Here is an 18,686-nt window from a genome sequence, read left to right on the forward strand (position 1 = left end):
TTTTTGCAATAAAAATTGGGATGACGAAAAGAAGGAAGTTCTTAGAATGAACGATCAATTTATTGGTCAAAGAATTGAATTTAAGCGCAGTTTGGTACGATGTTGAATTTACCAAAAATAAATCGATTGATTATTCAAAATAGCGAACCGGTACAAATCAAATATTATGAAACATATTTTATTTTTCTTAACTATATTATTTCTTTTTGAAAGATGTTTTCCGATCGATCCGGAAAGAATTCGTTCCTCTCACTTTCAAGGCGGAAAATACCACAATATTGAAGAAGATGTAAGACTGAATAAAAGTTTTTTTTCAGTTCTACGTTGGAAAATTTTAGGACCTACGGATCCACCCATGGTAGAAGGAGATCTGGAAAAAATTCCGGATGTGATTCCTATAAAAAAAGAGGATTTACTCGCCCCAGAGGGAAAGGTGAGGATTGTTTGGCTTGGACATGCGACCGTATGGATTGCTTCCAATTTCCACGGAAAAAGAATGCACATTCTTACAGATCCGATATTTACGGGAGTTCCTCCTTTTGTTAAGCGACTTACTAAACTTCCGATCGAACCTGAAAATTTGCCCGGAGTGGATGTTGTGGCAATTAGTCACGCTCACAGAGATCATCTGGATATAGATTCGATTCAAAAAATACAAAAATTATTTCCGGAAGTTACAGTTCATTTTCCTTCTGGAATGGGTGAATTTGCAAAGGACGAAGGGTTTGAAAATGCGGTAATACAAGAGTGGTGGACGATTACTGAATACGCAGGAGCCAAAATTCATTTTCTTCCCGCAAAACACTGGAGCAGAATGGGACTTACTGATATGAATCAGTATCATTGGGGAAGTTATGCATTCGAATTTGAGAATATTAGAATATACTTTGGCGGTGATACTGGTTTTTCAAAACATTTTTCGGAAATCGGAAAACGTTTTAATCAGGGTTTTTCGGCGACCTTGCTTCCCATCGGAGCGTTTAAACCTAGATGGTTTATGGAACCGGCTCATATTGGCCCCAAGGAAGCTTTGGAAGCTGGTTCTATCCTTCGTTCTTCTTTAATTCTTCCGATTCATTGGGGGACGTTTGCGCTTGGAGATGACCTTCCTTCAGAAGCCCCACTTTATCTTAAAAAGTTGCATTCCGAAAAAAAAGATAAGTTACCAGCTCTACAAGTTTGGACGATGGGTGAAATTGTAGATTTATGAACCAATTCTGTTTTTACTACTCGAGCGTATAAAAATAGTACCAAAAATAAGCGATCGATTTTACCTAAGATGTATCAATTTTCAAAAGTTGCGCCTAACACGTAATTGTTGATTTTTGAAGGAATTCTAACTTTTGAAATATGCTCGTATAGTATTGCTACAAAAATTTACTTTTATTCTTTTTCGTAGTTACTACGATAAATAAGAAATTAAAATTCGTTTCTAAATCAATTTTAGAAAAACTGCGACTGCGTGTTTTACGTCTTCCTTCCCGTCTCTTTCAAAAAAAGTAGAAGGTTTTCTTTTCCATATATTCTCTTTTTTTAATGTTTCATCCAATCGAAATGAAAATAAATCTTCATTGGAGATATACGAAGAAGGTATTTCTTCGTTTAAACTTTTGTGAAGATACTGAACTTCGGGAAAATTTCCTCGATCCGTATAAAGAACTGGAGTTTTTGCATATACTGCTTCGCTTAAAATTCCATAACCTGGTTTAGTAATTACAAAATCACAGGCAGTCAAAAGATCAGGATAATGAAGATTAGAAAGTTGTATAATCCCAGTTTTTTGTTTATTAGGAATTTTTGATAAATTAAAGTCTGTCCCCGAAAGTACGATAGTATATTTTTCGGGATCAAATTTTTCCCAATTAAATCTGTGTGTTTCTACTCCATAAGCTCCAAACGAGAATAAAAGATGAATTTTATCTTTTGGAAGTTTGAAAAATTCTTTTGCCTCATTTTTGGTTAAGAACGGTTTTCGTCCCACAAGCCCGATTTGTTTTTGTTCCGCTAAAGAGTTTGCGGGGCAATTAAAAGGAAGAAGTAGGCCAAACGTAGCGTGATAATATTCTTCGTAGATTGTCTTGGTAGCTTGTTTGAAAATTGTTGATTCGTTAGAGTAACCGGAGTAGATAAAATCCCAAGTAAAGTTTCCAATAAATAAGGAAGGAACCTTGAGTTTGGTCGCAATCATAAAAGGGAGAGACGCCGAGTCTGAAATAATCAGTTTTGTTCCAAAATCCAAACAGGACTCAATTTCAGAAATTTGAATATATGACTTTTGTAAATTAAATTCTTCGATAGCGGCTTCCGTGGCGGCGATGTCTATGGAAAGAGAATCTTTTTGGACCATGCCGACGTCCAAGTCTTTTTTGCGTATATTTAGACGTTTTAGATTTTTAGAATCTTCTTCCGAAAGGGCAAGAGTATCTAGAAATTTTTCTCTGACGGTTACAAGATCGATATTTAAATCAGGAAAACTTTTAAGTAAATGAAGAATAATTTCCATAGACCGGCTGATATGGCCGAATCCGTGACCGCTAACGTAATAAGTAATTTTCATAAAACGGAAACCTGTCGAATCACTTCATACATAACGATTCCTGCGGACATGGCCAAATTGAGGGAGTCTGCTTCTCCGAACATAGGAAGTGAAACGTATTCGTCGGAATTATCTCTTGCATAAGTAGAAAGGCCGTATTGTTCCGATCCGAAAACGAGCGCTATTTTCCCTTTTAGATCTGCGTTATAATAATATTTTGTGGCTTCTGGTGTTACGGCTAACGTTTTATATTGATTCTTTTTTAAAATTTCATAGATTAGTTTTGTTTCTCCCAGATAAACTTCTAAAGTAAAAAGAGCTCCTGTAGAAGCACGGATTACATTCGGATTGAAAAGATCCAACTTAGGATCGGCCACAAGTACGGTATGAAATCCAGCTCCTTCTGCGGTTCGTAGGATCGTTCCTAGGTTCCCAGGTTTTTCCACACCTTCGATTACTAAAATCGGTTTCAAATTTTTGAATGTATTAGATTTGTTTTGAAAGGTGTCTAATCCTGTTTCAAAAAAAAGAGCGGTTGCGATCAATCCGTCCGGTCGATCTCTATAAGAAATTTTTTCAAAAACTTTTTTAGGAACTTTGATGTTTTTTGCTTCGATCAAACGAATGAGTGAGAATTCATTTTCTCCTAAAAAACATTCTGGGGAAAAGAGTACGTTCTGAAATTTTATCTTTCCAGATTTTTGCGCCCTCAAAATTTCACGATACCCTTCTATAAAAAAAAGCCCCGAAGTTTCTCTGTGTTTTTTTTCTTTGAGATTAGAAATCGCTTTCAGCTTTTCGTTTGAAAAACTGGTAATTTCTAAAAATGGAATATCATTCAAAGCGAAAGTCTCTCCGATACATAAATACAATTAGAACCCGCTGGGTAAAGTCTTCCGCTTATTTCCGGAATGGAAAGTTCTCCTAAATAAAAATTTCCTTTGTTACCGATTCTACCGTCTAAAATTCTTTGCAGAGCCAGAGGACTAAATCCAGTAGAGTGACAAGTAAGTACTATAAAGTCTGGTTTGTTTCCGGAGAGTTCCATTAGAAGATCCATTAGTTCTGGAAGATCTTTTTCTATCTTAAATACTTCTCCGCTTGCACCTCTTCCAAACGTAGGGGGATCTAAAATAAAACCTCGATAGTCTTTACCTCGTTTGATTTCGCGTTTCAAAAATTTCAATACGTCTTCTACCATCCAACGAACTTTTTTTTGTGCAAGATCGGAGGCGTTTGCATTATCTCGCGCCCAGTCCACCATTCCTTTGGAAGAATCCAGGTGACAGACGGACGCTCCTCCGTTTAACACAGCCAAGGTGGAAATTCCAGAATATGCGAATAGATTTAGAACCTCATCTTCTTTTTTAAGTTGAGAAGCAAGTTTGCGGATTTTTTTCCAGTTTTCTAGCTGTTCGGCAAAAATTCCAAGATGACCGAACGGAGTAAACTTTATTTTAATAGAATATTCTAAAATATGAATATAAAATTCTTCTTCCGTTTTTTTGTGCCAGTGCCAGGAGCCTCCTCCTTTATCTGAACGGACGTATTCTCCATGAACGTTTTTCCATAGGTTTGGTTTTGTAGGTGGCCAAGCAGAAACGGGAGAAGGACGGATGATCGTATAAGGCCCGATTTGTTCTAATTTTCGGAAATCTCCCGAGTCGATTAATTTGTAAGAACCGGATTCAATTACTTCTTGATTTGTTTTTGAAAATTTTTCTACTGAAGCCGGTTTTTTTTGCGAAATTGTTTTTGATGGTTCAATTTTTTTTGCAGTTTTCATAGATGTGTACTTTAAAGTAATTTCCTTCCGGAAAATTTTTTCTGATCGGATGATCCACTTCCGGTTTTAAACTCGTAAAACGTTCGAACTTCCATCCTTTTAATTGAAGAATTTTCTTTGCCAGTGATTCTAATTCTTCCGATCTAATTCTTCCTGAACAAGAACAAAGTATGATCGTTCCAGATTCTTCCAAAGAAGAAAGACTATTTGCAAAAAGATAGGAATAGGACTTGAGGGCGTTTGTTTTAGATTTTGCATCTGGAGTGAGATTGGGAGGATCAATTACGATCATTCCGAACGTTTTGTTTTGTAGAATTTCTTCTAATTCTTTAAAAATATTTTTCCGTATAAATCTATGTTTACAATTCCCTTTATTTTTGTTTAAACTCAAAACTCTTTGAAAAGAATCCAAGGCTTCTTTGGAACCGTCCACAGAAAGAACGGAAGCTGCTCCGGCAATTTCTAAACAAATTGAAGTGAGTCCGGTATGAGAAAACAAATGAATACAATTTTTATCTTTGCTCAATTCTTTTTTTTCGAGAAGAAATCTGCGCAGGTTTCTGAGATCTAAAAAAATTCCTCCTTTTTGACCTGGAAGTTCGATCGGAAAATTTATGTTATACAGTTGTATCGTTTCTCTGATTTTATATTTTTCTACGTAAGAAGTTTCTTTGTGTACGGAATGTTTTGTTTTTTCTTTTGTAAAATTAATTTTGTTTCTAGTTGATTGTTGTTTTTTACCTCTCCACAGCCTTTCTCGGTCAAATTCTAAATTCTGTTTTTGTAAAATAGAATTATGGAATGTATTACCTTGTGATGTTTTGAGAGGGTCTGAATTCGATAAGTTAGAGTTTTGCTTAGTATATTTTAATTTTTTTTTGGAATTGTTATTTGATAGGTTAGTGTTTTGTAAAAAAGTTGAAGGATCGCTTTCTAAATTAAAATTGTCTAAAATTTTTTTTTCTAATGTTTCCAAAGACGATACTTTTTTAAAATTTAGCTTTTGAGAAATTGAATTTTGGTTAATATCGGATTTGTCCAATTTGGAAGGAATCAAAGTTTGAGAATGGGTTGCCGAATCTTTTTTTTTGAAACCAATTTTGTCTTCGCCAGTTTTTTCGGGAGGGTCAAATAAAATTCGTTTTGGTTGTGGTTCTCCTAATTTAGGATTTTTGCATATATCGTATAAATTCCAAACTAACCATCTTCCATATACAAGTAAAGAAGAGGAATAAATTTGAACCACCCAAGTAGTATTCAATCGGTCAATTGTAACTCCCGGAAAAAAATCGTTTTCTCCGTGTAAAATTCTATATGCGTTTGTGATTTTTCTAAGTTCGTTTCTTTTTTGTAAGGCGGAGATCAAATTTTCTCTGATTTTTTCTTTTGAAAAAGAAGGTAAAAATTGAATGACCCGAATTGCCACGAGGCCTGTCGTAGAATAAATTCCAATCGCCAAAGGGGTGTTAGTTGTTGATACTAAATTCAACCACTGTCCATTGACAAAGGAAGACGTTGCGGAAGAAAGATTGCCGCTGAAAATCCAGGGATGTCCGCGTCGGATGGAAATTTCACTCTTCCGGTTCAGTTGATATCTTCGGAACCGGAAGTTTGCAAAGTTAGAGTTCAGGCTTTTTTCTTAGTGTCTTTGTAAGAAGTTTCAGTAGATCCGGTGTATATCTGTCTTGGACGACCGATTTTCATATCCGGAGATTCTATCATTTCTTTCCATTGAGCGATCCAACCCGGAAGGCGTCCCATCGCAAACATTACAGTGAACATGTTTACCGGAATTCCCAATGCTCGATAGATAATTCCAGAATAAAAGTCTACGTTTGGATAGAGTTTTCTTTCCACAAAATATGGATCATGCAGAGCGGTCTCTTCCAGTTCTTTAGCAATATCTAATAAAGAATCTTGAACACCTAACCTTTTTAATACGGAGTCACATGCCTTTTTAATAATCTTTGCGCGTGGATCAAAATTTTTATAAACCCTGTGACCAAAACCGGACAGACGGAAAGAGTCGTTTTTATCTTTTGCTTTTTCTACGATTTTCTTTACGGGTAATCCGCTTGCCTGAATCTCTTGCAACATTTCTAATACTTCTTGATTGGCTCCTCCGTGTCTAGGTCCCCAAAGTGCACAAATTCCAGCGGAGATAGCGCCGTATAAGTTTGCGAGTGAAGATCCCACCAAACGCACCGTAGACGTAGAACAGTTTTGTTCGTGATCCGCATGAAGAATTAATAATAAGTTCAACGCTTTTACGATTTCCGGATCGATTTTATAATCCTCGCTCGGAACGGAGAACATCATGTTCATAAAGTTAGCGCAATAGTCTAAACTGTTCAAAGGATGAATTGTAGGTTGTCCAATGGATTTTTTATAAGCAAACGCGGCGATTGTAGGAAACTTAGCAAGAAGACGGATCATAGAAATATGTCTATGTTCCGCGTTTTCTGGATCGTAAGAATCCTGATAGTAAGTGGAAAGAGATCCAATCATAGAAGACATGATCGCCATTGGGTGACCATCTTTTGGAAATCCATTGTAAAGACGTTTCAGATCTTCGTGGATCAAGGTATGCATTGTAAGTTCGTCGTTCCACTTTTTCAATTCTGAGTCTGAAGGAAGTTTTCCGTATATCAGTAAATAGGCGACTTCGGTGAATGTGGAATTTTCGGCCAGTTGTTCGATTGGAATTCCTCTATATCTTAAAATTCCTAGTTCTCCGTCTAAAAAAGTTACCGCGCTTGTGCAGGCTCCGGTGTTTAAATACCCATTGTCTAAGGTTACGTATCCGGTCTGTTGACGAAGTTTAGAAATATCGATTGCTTTTTCTTTTTCAGTGCCTATTACGATCGGGAGTTCGTATTCTTTCCCGTCGATTTTCAGAATTGCTACCTCTGTCATGTGATTTCTCCTAATAAATGTTTGTCGTTTTTGCGGCGGCGTTCAAAAATTGCGCTTCAGTGGTTTCAGATTCCTATCCTATTCTTTCTATCAGAGAGACAATCTAAAAAATTTAAAGTCTCTTATACTTTCGTAAATTCTGATAGTTGTAATAATTGGAACTAACGATTCTACAATAATCACGAGGTTCTTTGAGAGGAAGTTCTTCTAAGAAATGATTGAAGTCTCCACGATAATGATTTCGTTTCCATTTACGAAGATTTCCAGGACCTCCGTTATAGGCGATCGAAGCCCATTGAAGATTTCCATGAGAAGCAACTAGATAGCGTAAAAATCTTGCACCCATTTCGATAGAAACTTCCGGATCAAAAAGTGAATAAGAATTTAGATTCATTCCTTTGGCTATTTCTTTACCGGTAGGACCCATGATCTGCATCAAACCTCTTGCGTTCGAAACCGAAACCGCATTCTCTTTAAAAAAAGATTCTTGTCGCATGATCGCGTAGATAATGTCTTCCTCGATTCCAATGTTTTGGGAAATGGAAGTTACAAGACCTCTATGTGGTCTGGGATAAATTCTGGCTGCAAGCTTAGAAGGAAGTAGAATTACATCGTCGCTGATTTTTTCTTTTTTCATCAGAGATCGAGTATGAAAGACAGTAAGATAAGGAGTTCCGGTTTGTTCTCCAAGTGCGGCTAAAATTTCATCCTTTTCGTTGTCACCAATTCCTTGTTGTAGTTTGTATTTTTGAACTAGGGAAAGTGCATAACTCATTTCTCCTACTTCTAAATATTCTTTTGCAGATTGTAAAATTTTATTTCCTCTAATTTTAGAATGAGCAGAATCGATTTTACCGTCTAACTGAAATGCTACGGACTGAACGGCAAAGTCTAAATCCTTTCCTAAAATTTTTCCAGACAGTTCTGGAATCCCCGCAGTTAAAGAAAGATATTCAAATAGACTTTCCTTGTTTGAAGTAGGATTAGAAGGAAGTGGGAGTGCTGAAATTTCCTCTTGGAATTCTTCTCGAATGACTCTTGTATAATAAGAACCAGGAATGAATTTATAATAGGATTTAAGCCAAGAATTAAGTTCTTCTGTCCTGCCGTTTTTTTTCAGAAAACGAAGATACCAATACACGAGCCTTCCTTTGACTGGAAGATCTGGAATTTTTCTAAGAGCGTCTTTCCAATAAGCGTCACCTAAAAAATTTTCGTGATTACCAGTCAGAAGATCGATCAATTCGTCTTGTCGGATTAAATTTGTGGGACTTTTTTCTAAAGAGTCTATTAGATTTCTAAAATATAGATCTTTGTTTCCTTGTTTTTTAAAAGCCCTGGCGTAACTATAAAGAACCTCGTCGTTTTTTTCAACTCCGGATTCGTTTAATAAATCTAGAGCCTTGCCTGAAAAGTTCTGGTTGGTAAGTTCTCTCGACATAACCGCGGTAAAGTCCGGATTGTATTTTGCGAGATTTGAATTTCTTCTAAAAAAATCTAAAAGTAATTCTGGTTCATAGGAAAGGATCACTCTTGCAGTATTACGAAATGCTTCTCCTTTAGAAAAAGAAACTTTTTCAAGATTTTTGGATCCGATCAGATATTTTTTTTCAGAAGAATTTAGAAAAGGAAGAAACAAGGCTGCCCTTTCCGGAGTAAGAGAGGAATAAAAAGAATTCCCTTTCCAGATTTGAAGATCTTCCAAGATGAATTTTTTAACCGAAGAAAGAACGGAAGGGTCTTCCAAGATGGAATAAAAAATGGATTCTGCGTTTTCGATGTTTCCTGATTTGTAGAGAGATTTCGCATAACGGTACCAAATCATAGGGGAAAAATTTTCGGATTTTTCCCGATCGGAAAAACTTTTAGCAAAGTCTAAACATTCTCGGATCATTCCGGCTTCGTAGTAGATCTTAAAAATTTCTGAAATTGCGTTTTGACTGAGAGGATCGTTTTCTCTCGGCATTTTTTTTAAAAGATCGATCAGTTCTATTTTGTTTAGAAGTTTTCTGCGGGAGGTTTCTTCATAAAGCTTCCAGAGGGAAAGTTTCGTAATAATCGAATTAGACGGTAAGGGAGAATTTAGAATTTCCAAAAGATCCTGTCTTCCGGGAGAAAGAACTAATTTACCTTTGAGAATAGAAACTAGATAGTAGAATTTTTTATCTTGATGTCCGTCTGGATGTTCTTCGTGGTATCTAACTAACGCATAAACTTCGGATTCTGTGCTGGGATGTCGTTCCCGAAAAATACGATGTATTTTTTGAAGACTATAAGATTTGATCAGATATTTGAGATCATCGTTTGCGTAAATATTGCCGAAAATAAAGACGAGTAGGCTGGTCAGGGCGAATTTTTTCATTCGTATTCTTTAGTTACCTTTTCGGCCTAAGGATTCAATCGCAAAAAGGAAATTCTCATGCAAATCCTGGAAAAAGAAAAAACGAACGATCTTTGGCCTGAAATTACGCTTTCATCTTACGTGGAAAAAACTCCTACGATTTTAATCAAAAAAAGAAAACCGGAAGGACCCGTTCCACGAAATCCGGAAATCATCCGACTCAAATCTAAAATTTTAGAATATTTTTCAGGAGCACTCAACAAAGTACATTCTCCATTTTCCAGTTTGAGAATCGACTTATTTGGTGAGTTTCGTTTTCAAACCGATGCGACCTCTCCTTTTGAAGAGGAAGGTCTTTCGGAAAGAGAGAAAAATCTTCTTAAGATATTCTTTGAAGAACTTTTGGAAAGAGCACTTGAGGAACACCAGGCAGACCCAGAAGTGTTTCAGGTATTACAATCTTTTCTTTTACATGAGCAGAATTTAGAAGAATATTTGGAACTGACACAAGTTTACGATCAGGATCTTCCTTTTATCGTGGAAGCAAAACGTTTTTTAGCTCTTATGGGAAAAATTGAATATTCAAATTTCCTAAAGGAAGAAAGTTCCTCTCTTTTTCAAAAGTACGGAGTTCTTTGGAAATCGGGAAGTCTTAGTTTAGAAGATAGGGAAATGATTTACGATCTGGTTGTAACGGGCGAAGAGCCAGGACTACTTGGACTTGCTTGGATACTTTTTAAACACGAAACAACCGGGTTTAGAACCGTGTTTCCGATTGAAAGAAGGATTCTTACTTTGATCGAATCTTTGAGTTCCGAGGAAAAAGAATCTTTTTTTAAAACGTATTCTACTCGACACGGTTATTTGGAAACTTATTTCGTTCTTAGAAGAATTTATCCTCAGGAATATAGAAAGGCTTGGCTTGAAGGAGAAAAACAAAAAAACGGGAGGTCTGTTTTATTGGGTTCTTTGCAGGATAAAATTTTGCAAAGTCAGGACGAATCATTGGAAAAACGTTATGCGTTATTGCAAAAAAATCATCTCGTTTATACTTTGAGTCCTTTTGAACTTCTAATTCTACTCAATTCCACCGAATCTTCTAATGTTCAAAAGGAGATCGGTGGAGTGGAAAAAAAACTTCCAGATTCTTATCTGACTAGAAGAGCTAAATCGGTGGTTTATTTTTTTGAAAAAAAATTCGAAGAGTTTTTAAAGTCATTGGAACGTTGTGGTCGTTTTCGTTTTTCTCCCGAGATGCTTTACTTACAAGGTTCGGCTTTAGTTGAAATCGGTAGAACTCAGGAAGGGATTAAACTTTTAGAAAGCCTTTTGATTAAATTTCCTGACGCGGATTATCTTCGTTTGGTTTTAGAAAGATATAAGAAAAATTGAATTTACTTATCATGAATTTCAAGACGCAAGAATCTCTCCAAGTTTTGGAACAGATTCTTGGTTTGCTAGTTTGTTAGGATTTATTTTTTGAGGCTTGAAAAATAAATAGTTCTAACGGCTAACTTTTGTTAAGATAGTATGGGTATTGGTTTGTCATTGGGTTGGGTTCGAACTGTAATTCTCTCGAAATTAGATTTTGTTTCCTGTTTATCTTCCAAATCATTTTGTAAGTCCAATGAAAGCTAGGAACTCCTTGGTTCAAACGTTTCACAAAAAAATCCTCTTCTCCACTCAGGTCCTCCAACCAAAGCATGTAATTAAAAAGATAACATCTCGAAACACCATGAGCGGCAGCCAACACACTCAAGTTAGCCCAAACCCCAGTATTTACACGAATGCTAAACTTCTTCATCTTTACAACTCCCCGATTGTATTTGATTTTCCCTGCCTTATGATGAAGGCGTTCCATTGCAGCGATACGCTTAGAATACTTTCTCAATAAAATGGGAAGTTTCTTGCGAAGGTCTTTTCTTTCTTGGGGATTCAAACGATTCCAGTAATCACTTGGAACCAAAAGAGAATCCGTTCCCACCGAACTTTCTACGAGAGCAGACTCAATTTTCTGATCTTCATGCAATATGAGAATATCCATACTTGAAGCGGTTCTTTGAATATTCACAACGGAACGGTTAATAGAAAAAAAATTAGAAAAAAAACAAAATCCCGAAAAGACGTTTAACTTGAATTCGACGTAAGAAAAATTTGGGCGAATCCGGCTGCCATAAGCAGCCGGACCGGGCTCTCCGCTCTGGTTAATAAATTGTATACAGGAAACGTTATATAATAATCTTCTTTAGTCTCAATTTATTAACCTCGCATCGATCCCGTTCGCGTTAATTCACGTAAGTTAAAGGTCTGTCTCAAAGTAAAAAAACACTACTCGTACGCACGAAAGAAATACTACGTAGCGGTTATTTAAAAACTTAGAATCTGATGCCCTTTCAAAAAGGCTGGAACCAGGAGAAACGTAATGACGTACAAACTTTAAAAATAATGAATATATTTTTACAAAAAAACAGTCATCTATAATAGAACTTTTGAAAAATTAATTTTTTTATTTCTTTATAATTAAAGTGAACGGGATATTGCTATTTTTACTACTTATAACTATATAATAAAGTACCTAAAAAATATTTTACATGGGATCAGTGTTTTGTGATAGAATTAACGGTACTTAAATTTATAGAGATCAGCCATGTTAAATATGAAATTTCCAACAAATCTAATGAAAAAAATGGTTCTACTATTTTGTTTTATATCGATTTCTTTTTTAAATGCAGACGATTTAAATATAAAAATCTTAACCGAAAAACAGATCGCGAATTTACCAACCCCCCAGGTTTTGAGACAAATCCGATCGATGGAAAAAAAACTTCATAAACTAAATGAAATTCAAATCGGATATTTGGATCGATTGAAAGTAGCTCTTCAATTTAAAGAAGAGAAAAGGGCAAATAATTATAAAAAAGAAAATACAACAGACTATGTTTATTATGATCCTTCCGTAAGTTATATATATACACCATTGAACGCAAATCTAAACCTGATTCGAAGGGGAGCAAAAAAAAACGAGGTTCTTAAATACTTAAAAACAATATATCAATGGGATCGATTGGAAGAGATGAGTAACTTGGACCCAACGAAAATTCTAATTGTATCTCAGAAAACGGTGTATGAAAAATATTTCTATACAGAATATACAAAATACTTATATTATAAAGTACATTGTAAAGCGAACGATTTGGTAGTGGGAGAAGAAGAATGCGGACCTTGGACTGGATATGAAGAAAAACTAAATCGTATGTTAAAAAAATATAAAATCGATGATACTTCTCCATTAGAAAAAAATTGCCAATGTGGCGGTTGCTAAACTTTGTAATGACTTTGGCTGAATCATTTTATCCAATTTCCGATTTTTAAATCCGGGACTTTATGAAAGCGTTATTAGAGTTGTTGAAAAATGAATTCTTCATTTGTTTCCGTTGTATTGAAATGAATAATTGAAGCAGTTTTATTAAACTCTATTATAGAATTTTTCAACAAGTATGTTTTCGGTTTTCGAATCATTTTATCTAAAGTTCGATTTTTTAAATTCGGAATTTTATAAAAGTGTTATGTTATTATTACAAGCTATCTCAAAAATATTTAAGTATAATCGAAATTGGCATTTTAAACAAAGAGAAAGTATTTTTGAAATGGCTTTTAGTAACCAATGTATCATTGAGGTATATAGTGGTAGAACCAATCAATAAATCAAAATCTTAGATAGTAGTTCCGAAGCCACTTTCCATTCTCCAGATGTTTCTATAATTCCCGCTTATTTTTAGAATGAGCAAACGTAAACTTTTAATGATCACTCTATAGGGAGGGATTTGCAAAGTTGGTTCCATTCGATTTCTTCTTTAGAACTCCTTGACAAAAGTTTTCAATTTGTGCGAGACTATGTAAAACTCAATGGCAATCAGTCACGAACAAATTCTTGAATTACAGAAATACCAGAAGATGATTCATCAACTGGAAAAAATCTCGAGGGAATCGAAAAACGACGAACAACGTTATCGTGTTTCTAGAGATCTAGAAAAATATAAAACGAAGATGAAGGATATTTCTCCGGAGGGGATTCCAGATAATCTGGACGTGACTGCGGAACAAATCAAACGTTATAAGGAAAATCCAAATGAAGCCGGTAGAGTACTTGCTAAATATCCGATCATGAAAATTTCTCCGAACTCAAACGATCCTGAAGTCAATCAGATTGGAACTTGGATCAACGTGATGGACCGGGAATATCTGCCTGTATTAAACGAAACTCATGTTCGTTTTGATTTTTCTCATACGAATGAAAAAGACGGAGTTGTCAAGTATATGGAAAACATTCGGAGGAATGTTAAGGTTCTCACCGAAACCATAGAAGAATTTCACGCAGCGGAAAAACAGGAATTTAGAGAACAGTTGAGCAGAATGAAGAACAAACAAACCAGAATTTTCATCGCAGAAGCCTACGAGATGTTTCAAAAATTCAACGAATTTTTAAACAAGGTCACCAAAGAAGCAAAGGAAGTAGGAGGTGTGATTATGAATCTGGAAGATACAATTCGTTTTAATCCTAGGTTTGAAAGAGCCACAGAATTGGAAGGTAAAAGTATTATGGACGCCCTTAAGGAATTCCAGGAATTCACTTCCGAGGCCTTGGATCGAATCAACGTTCCTAATATCCGCTAATCAACTTCTTCTTTTCTAATTTTCAAGAAGATACCTTGAAAAATCCTTTTCCGTTTGGCGGGATCTGTACATTTAGTGATTTAAACTCCCTCCGAAAAGGACAAATAGGAAACACAGGCGCATGGCACTCGTTAAAAATTCATCCGAAGTTACGAACTCCACCATCGGAGAAAATTCCTACTTCAGCGGAAAATTCTTTATTAACGGATCTCTTAAGATCGACGGAAAATTTGAAGGTAAATCCTTACAAGCCGAGCAACTTTATATCGGCGTTACTGGTAAGGTAAAAACCAATATCACTGCTGCCAGCGTTATTATCGAAGGAATTGTAATCGGAAATATCACTGCAAGAAACAGGGTAATGCTTCTTCCTACTTCTAAAATTTTGGGAGATATTCGTACTCCGGAATTGATCATTCAAAATGGAGTGATCTTAGAAGGACGTTGTATGATTTCGAACGATCTTAAACATTCCGCAAAAGATCTTATTGATTTAGAATATTCTAAAGATTCCCTCAGCGTTGAAAAAATCTTCGGAAAACAATCTGGGGCTAGAGAATAATTCGGAAGGTTTTTCTTCCGGAAAAAAAAATTCCGGAATCAAAGCAAACTTCAAAAAAAGTGAACCGGATTCTGATTACAGAAGGAGATCCTTGTGGGATCGGTCCGGAGATCTTTCTCGATACACTTTCCCTTTTAAAAAAAATCTCTAAAACAAGACCAATCGTTTATTTTCATTCCGGTAAATATTCACTTCCAAAAGAATTTGTTTCAATTGCTCCGATCACAACTTCGGATTCGGTTCGGGCAAGTTCTTCTTTCCAAGTTATTGAATCTACCTTATCCAGTTTTGTGGCCGAAACGTCCGCTCAGGTTTTGGATAAAGGTCTATTCTCAATTTCGCATAACGCACTCTCCAACAAGGAAATTTCTGCTTTAAAATTTGGTAAACCTTCGGTGTTGTCCGGAAAATCTGCGTTAGCTGCTCTTTCTCTTGCTGTCAGGTTTCAAAAAGAAAAGGGAGGTGATTTGATTACTCTTCCGCTCAGCAAAGAATGGGTAATTGCTTCCGGTGCCTCTACGTTTCGAGGTCATACCGAGTTTTTAGCGGAAGAGTATCAAACGAAAACGTTTATGCTTATGTCCGGAAAAGATCTTCAAGTTCTTCCATTAACGACTCATGTTCCTCTTGTAAAAGTTCCAGAGTTTTTGAAAGAGATAGATCTAAATTCCCTTGCTGATTCTATTTTTTCTTGTCAGAACATTGATTTTAAAAAACCGATTGCGTTCCTTGGTCTCAATCCACACGCCGGGGAAGGTGGTAAAGTCGGAAAGGAAGAAGTAGAGATTTTGAAACCGATGATCCAGTTCTTAAAAAAGAAAGGTTTGAAAGTGGAAGGGCCCCTTTCCGCCGATTCGATGTTTGGTGAATCTCCTAGAAAAAAATTTGGTCTTTATCTCGCTTGTTATCACGATCAGGGTTTGATTCCTTTTAAAATGTGGGAAGGAAAAAAAGGTGTAAATTTAACGTTGGGTCTTCCGTTTGTTCGAGTTTCTCCGGACCATGGTACTGCTTTCGATATTGCAGGGAAAGGACTTGCAGATTCGGCTAGTTTTGTAGAATGTCTGAACCGCGTTGTGAAAGATTTACAAACGAAACGTTCCAACGAAGAAAAGTTTCGTTCTTAGACAGGATTGGAATGCAAAAGTGTCGATGTTAAAAAATAGAAGCGAGGATTTATGCCTGGACTTTTAGAACAAATCGTATTTCCGATTTTCCTTTTTTGGTTCTGCGGATTAACTTTGGTTTTATTTCGTTCCGATTTTGAATTTGTCTGGAAGGTCGTTTTTGTTTTTGTCTTTATTTTTTATTTCTTCCAATACTTTCCAGAATTAAAGTCAAGTTATGAACGTTTGACTCAAAGTTATCCTGTGGAAATCGTTTCTTGGATCTACGGAATCGGAAAAGGTTTTTACTTTTTTCTTTTGTTTTTATGGCCCGTGTCTTTATTGAGAATTTTTTATTCTGCTTCTCCCCAAGTCGGCAGATCTCTTGCAAAAACTCTTGTGAGCGCGACTTTATTCTATTGGTGTGTTTTTTTACTCTACAGTCATTTTTCAACGGAAGTGGATAGTTTTTTTAATACTACCTTTCTGAAATTCTTAAACTTTTCCGTAAAATGAACGTCGTCTAAAGTATAGATGAATCCAATTTATTTACAATCTTTTGGAGAATCGGAAGAAGCGAAGAAACATTTTTTGACCGCCTACGATTACCAAACTAAGGGAAATCTCAAACTGGCTTCTAAACATTATAGAATGTCCATTGCCGCAAAACCCACTTCGGAAGCATGGACGTTTTTAGGCTGGTCTTATTCTCTTGCGGGTAAGTTAAATCGTGCGATCGAATTTTGTAAAATTGCAATTGAAACGGACCCTACATTAGGAAATCCTTATAATGATATAGGAGTTTATTTACTTCAGCAAAAACGTTTTCAAGAAGCACTTTCTTGGTTTGAAAAAGCGAAGTTGGCTCCTCGTTACGAGGTTCCGGTTTATCCTTATTTTAATGCTGGGTCCTGTTTGGAAATTTTAGGTCATATCGAGTTGGCTCGTTTAGAATACGAAAAAGCGATTCAAATTCAGCCGAATTATCCTCCTGCAAATCTTGCTTTGAAGAGAATTTATATTCGTTATAATTGATGAAGATGGCTCTTTGTATTTTATAAAAATATGGAAGCGCATACAAATTTATTCTTCGAGTTGGTTTTAATGATTTATGAAGTTTATTTTTACTTTGTAAAGTGAGGTTTGGTTTCTCAGCTTTGCTGAAGAGTCGTTGCTATCTTTCGAATTACATGTCGCAATGTACCTACCGGGACTCGCCGTTACGCAGTCTCACATCCTGTTCGACTTAGCTCCACGGCGTCTTTTTCGCTCATTCGCCATCCCTGGCTCATGTCACATTTGCGACGCTCTCTAAGGATCGCTGCAAATGCTCTCGCGAAAAAGCTTCGAGTTGGTTTTAATGATTTATGAAGTTTATTTTTACTTTGTAAAGTGAGGTTTGGTTTCTCAGCTTTGTTGAAGAGTCTTTGCTATCTTTCAACTTACAGGTCGTAATGTACCTACCGGGACTCGAACCCGGACCACAGGCTCCGGAGGCCTGTACTCTATCCGTTGAGCTATAGGTACGTTCACAAATGAGTTTTGTGGAGAGTCTTGTGTTGTCAAATGGAAACCCAAATAGAGAGGAAAGTCCTTGAAAAAGGAATTGGGTATGAAATCGTCTTCCTGAAGATAGAGGTTAGAGATGAAGGTTTCGTTTCTGAATACATGGAAAAAACTTTTTTTACACAGGTTAGTTTCCGTCTTAATATTGATTTTTGCATTTGGATTTTTCAATCCAGTCTTTTCAGTCAGTGAAGAGGAAGAAGAAAGACTTTTGGAAAAAGCACTTGTAGAAAGTGCAATTACTCCAGGACAAAAACAAGCGATCGCAAATTATCTCAAAGCAACTGCCATAGCCAAAAGAGCCAGAGCCAGTGAACTGAGAGAATTGGCAAAACTTTCCAGAGGAGAAAAATTTCTTCAAGCAAGAGTTCGCAAAGAAAAACTATTTAAAATGGCAGATTCGTTAGATCGTCAAGCGGATCGCCATGAAATCACTCTTAAGGATTTTCAGATCGAAAGCCGTTGATATTATACGTCAAGATAAGAAATCTGAAAATTCGAAATGGCTTATAGAAAAAAACGAACCAATCATGCGAAATTAAAAGTTTGGAAAAATTGGGTCAGCCAAAACCATTTCCATTTAGAGTCTATTGGTTTACCCTTAGCCATTTATCAAGACATAGATCATTGGGAAGATTTTCTGGAAAACGGACACTTGCATTGGCATATAGACGGCCCACCGTTTGACGTTAAAGATTTTACTACAAATTCTATAAAATTATTACATACCTTTCTTGAGCGTAATTATTTTGAACGACCACCCATGTTGTTGCAAATGTTGAGAGCGCGACTGGTTAAAAACATAACAGTATAATACGTTAGTTATGCTTTAAAGAGCCAGTTAATTGTGGACTTGAGGTTATCTCAAAATTTCCAAAAAATCATGTTTGCTAAGTTCTTAAAATAGAAGTTCCTACATTTATGGAGAAGATTTTTACATAGTCTTATGGGAGTTCAAAAGTATTTTCTTAAAGTATGAGTTCCCACAATTTTAGAATTTGTTCGTAAAATCGTGACTCGTGGTAGTTCCCACATTTTAGGAATCGATCTGTAAAGTTCAGATCCCAAATTTTTTCAGAAAAATGAATCATGGTCGAACTCATGTTATTTTAGCGTGGGTTCACGTAAGAAAATCAGGCCTTGTCCCAAATAACTTCTTCTAAGAAATCAGATCTACATGAACTGCATTGTAAAAAATT

Annotated in this window: 17 protein-coding genes and 1 tRNA gene; 10 read left to right on the top strand and 8 right to left on the bottom strand. The window is 36.0% G+C overall.

From position 1 onward, the window contains the following. Nucleotides 1–166 precede the first annotated feature (166 nt). The gene (locus LEP1GSC059_RS06900) at nt 167–1,210 is read left to right on the top strand and encodes an MBL fold metallo-hydrolase (protein WP_002180517.1); all 1,044 of its coding nucleotides are present in this window, start codon (nt 167–169) and stop codon (nt 1,208–1,210) included. Between the two features lie 222 nt (nt 1,211–1,432). Here the strand turns inward: LEP1GSC059_RS06900 and LEP1GSC059_RS06905 are convergent, their stop codons facing one another. The 6 genes from LEP1GSC059_RS06905 to LEP1GSC059_RS06930 form a co-directional block, all read right to left on the bottom strand. Next, nucleotides 1,433–2,557, bottom strand: coding sequence for an arabinose kinase (locus LEP1GSC059_RS06905; protein WP_017215531.1), 1,125 nt, complete (start codon nt 2,555–2,557; stop codon nt 1,433–1,435). Then, entirely contained in the window at nt 2,554–3,408 is an 855-nt protein-coding gene (locus tag LEP1GSC059_RS06910) for a TrmH family RNA methyltransferase (protein WP_201028166.1), read from the bottom strand. The genes LEP1GSC059_RS06905 and LEP1GSC059_RS06910 overlap by 4 nt, the downstream gene beginning before the upstream one ends. Next, nucleotides 3,375–4,322, bottom strand: coding sequence for a class I SAM-dependent methyltransferase (locus LEP1GSC059_RS06915; RefSeq protein WP_020980522.1), 948 nt, complete (start codon nt 4,320–4,322; stop codon nt 3,375–3,377). The genes LEP1GSC059_RS06910 and LEP1GSC059_RS06915 overlap by 34 nt, the downstream gene beginning before the upstream one ends. Continuing rightward, nucleotides 4,300–5,910 (bottom strand): class I SAM-dependent rRNA methyltransferase, encoded by a 1,611-nt coding sequence (locus tag LEP1GSC059_RS24845; protein WP_061231602.1) that lies wholly within the window; start codon nt 5,908–5,910, stop codon nt 4,300–4,302. Before LEP1GSC059_RS24845 ends, LEP1GSC059_RS06915 begins: the two co-directional genes overlap by 23 nt. 38 nt (nt 5,911–5,948) lie before the next feature. Next, on the bottom strand, nt 5,949–7,238 hold the full coding sequence (locus tag LEP1GSC059_RS06925; protein ID WP_002180560.1) for a citrate synthase: 1,290 nt from the start codon (nt 7,236–7,238) through the stop codon (nt 5,949–5,951). 112 nt (nt 7,239–7,350) lie between these two features. Then, nucleotides 7,351–9,600 carry a lytic transglycosylase domain-containing protein gene (locus tag LEP1GSC059_RS06930; protein WP_017215537.1) on the bottom strand — a complete coding sequence of 750 codons (2,250 nt, stop codon included), beginning with the start codon at nt 9,598–9,600 and terminating at the stop codon, nt 7,351–7,353. Between the two features lie 57 nt (nt 9,601–9,657). Between LEP1GSC059_RS06930 and LEP1GSC059_RS06935 the strand changes: the two genes are divergently transcribed. Next, nucleotides 9,658–10,971 carry a hypothetical protein gene (locus LEP1GSC059_RS06935; protein WP_020980512.1) on the top strand — a complete coding sequence of 438 codons (1,314 nt, stop codon included), beginning with the start codon at nt 9,658–9,660 and terminating at the stop codon, nt 10,969–10,971. Between the two features lie 118 nt (nt 10,972–11,089). Here LEP1GSC059_RS06935 and LEP1GSC059_RS06940 read toward each other — a convergent pair whose 3' ends face one another. Beyond that, nucleotides 11,090–11,623, bottom strand: coding sequence for a DUF1564 domain-containing protein (locus tag LEP1GSC059_RS06940; RefSeq protein WP_017215538.1), 534 nt, complete (start codon nt 11,621–11,623; stop codon nt 11,090–11,092). 633 nt (nt 11,624–12,256) lie between these two features. Between LEP1GSC059_RS06940 and LEP1GSC059_RS06945 the strand changes: the two genes are divergently transcribed. From LEP1GSC059_RS06945 to LEP1GSC059_RS06970, 6 genes are all read left to right on the top strand, one after another. After that, entirely contained in the window at nt 12,257–12,901 is a 645-nt protein-coding gene (locus tag LEP1GSC059_RS06945) for a hypothetical protein (protein WP_201028167.1), read from the top strand. Nucleotides 12,902–13,485: 584 nt separating this feature from the next. Continuing rightward, complete coding sequence (locus tag LEP1GSC059_RS06950) at nt 13,486–14,253, top strand: hypothetical protein (RefSeq protein WP_002180450.1); 768 nt, start codon at nt 13,486–13,488, stop codon at nt 14,251–14,253. A 121-nt stretch (nt 14,254–14,374) separates the two neighbouring features. Further along, nucleotides 14,375–14,815, top strand: coding sequence for a bactofilin family protein (locus LEP1GSC059_RS06955; RefSeq protein ID WP_001229815.1), 441 nt, complete (start codon nt 14,375–14,377; stop codon nt 14,813–14,815). A 59-nt stretch (nt 14,816–14,874) separates the two neighbouring features. Then, a complete protein-coding gene (locus LEP1GSC059_RS06960) occupies nt 14,875–15,942 on the top strand; it encodes a PdxA family dehydrogenase (protein WP_017215539.1) in 1,068 nt (355 codons plus the stop codon). Between the two features lie 51 nt (nt 15,943–15,993). Next, nucleotides 15,994–16,437 (top strand): hypothetical protein, encoded by a 444-nt coding sequence (locus LEP1GSC059_RS06965; RefSeq protein WP_002180479.1) that lies wholly within the window; start codon nt 15,994–15,996, stop codon nt 16,435–16,437. Between the two features lie 18 nt (nt 16,438–16,455). Then, a complete protein-coding gene (locus tag LEP1GSC059_RS06970) occupies nt 16,456–16,956 on the top strand; it encodes a tetratricopeptide repeat protein (protein ID WP_001068364.1) in 501 nt (166 codons plus the stop codon). Nucleotides 16,957–17,376: 420 nt separating this feature from the next. Here the strand turns inward: LEP1GSC059_RS06970 and LEP1GSC059_RS06975 are convergent. After that, nucleotides 17,377–17,448, bottom strand: a tRNA-Arg gene (locus LEP1GSC059_RS06975). Between the two features lie 118 nt (nt 17,449–17,566). Here LEP1GSC059_RS06975 and LEP1GSC059_RS06980 point away from each other — a divergent pair. Next, complete coding sequence (locus tag LEP1GSC059_RS06980; RefSeq protein WP_004426363.1) at nt 17,567–17,953, top strand: LIC10421/LIC12816 family protein; 387 nt, start codon at nt 17,567–17,569, stop codon at nt 17,951–17,953. Between the two features lie 36 nt (nt 17,954–17,989). Further along, a complete protein-coding gene (locus tag LEP1GSC059_RS23600; protein WP_017215540.1) occupies nt 17,990–18,301 on the top strand; it encodes a hypothetical protein in 312 nt (103 codons plus the stop codon). The last annotated feature ends 385 nt before the right edge of the window (nt 18,302–18,686 follow it).

The organism is Leptospira noguchii serovar Panama str. CZ214 (genome assembly GCF_000306255.2).
Classification (GTDB): domain Bacteria; phylum Spirochaetota; class Leptospiria; order Leptospirales; family Leptospiraceae; genus Leptospira; species Leptospira noguchii.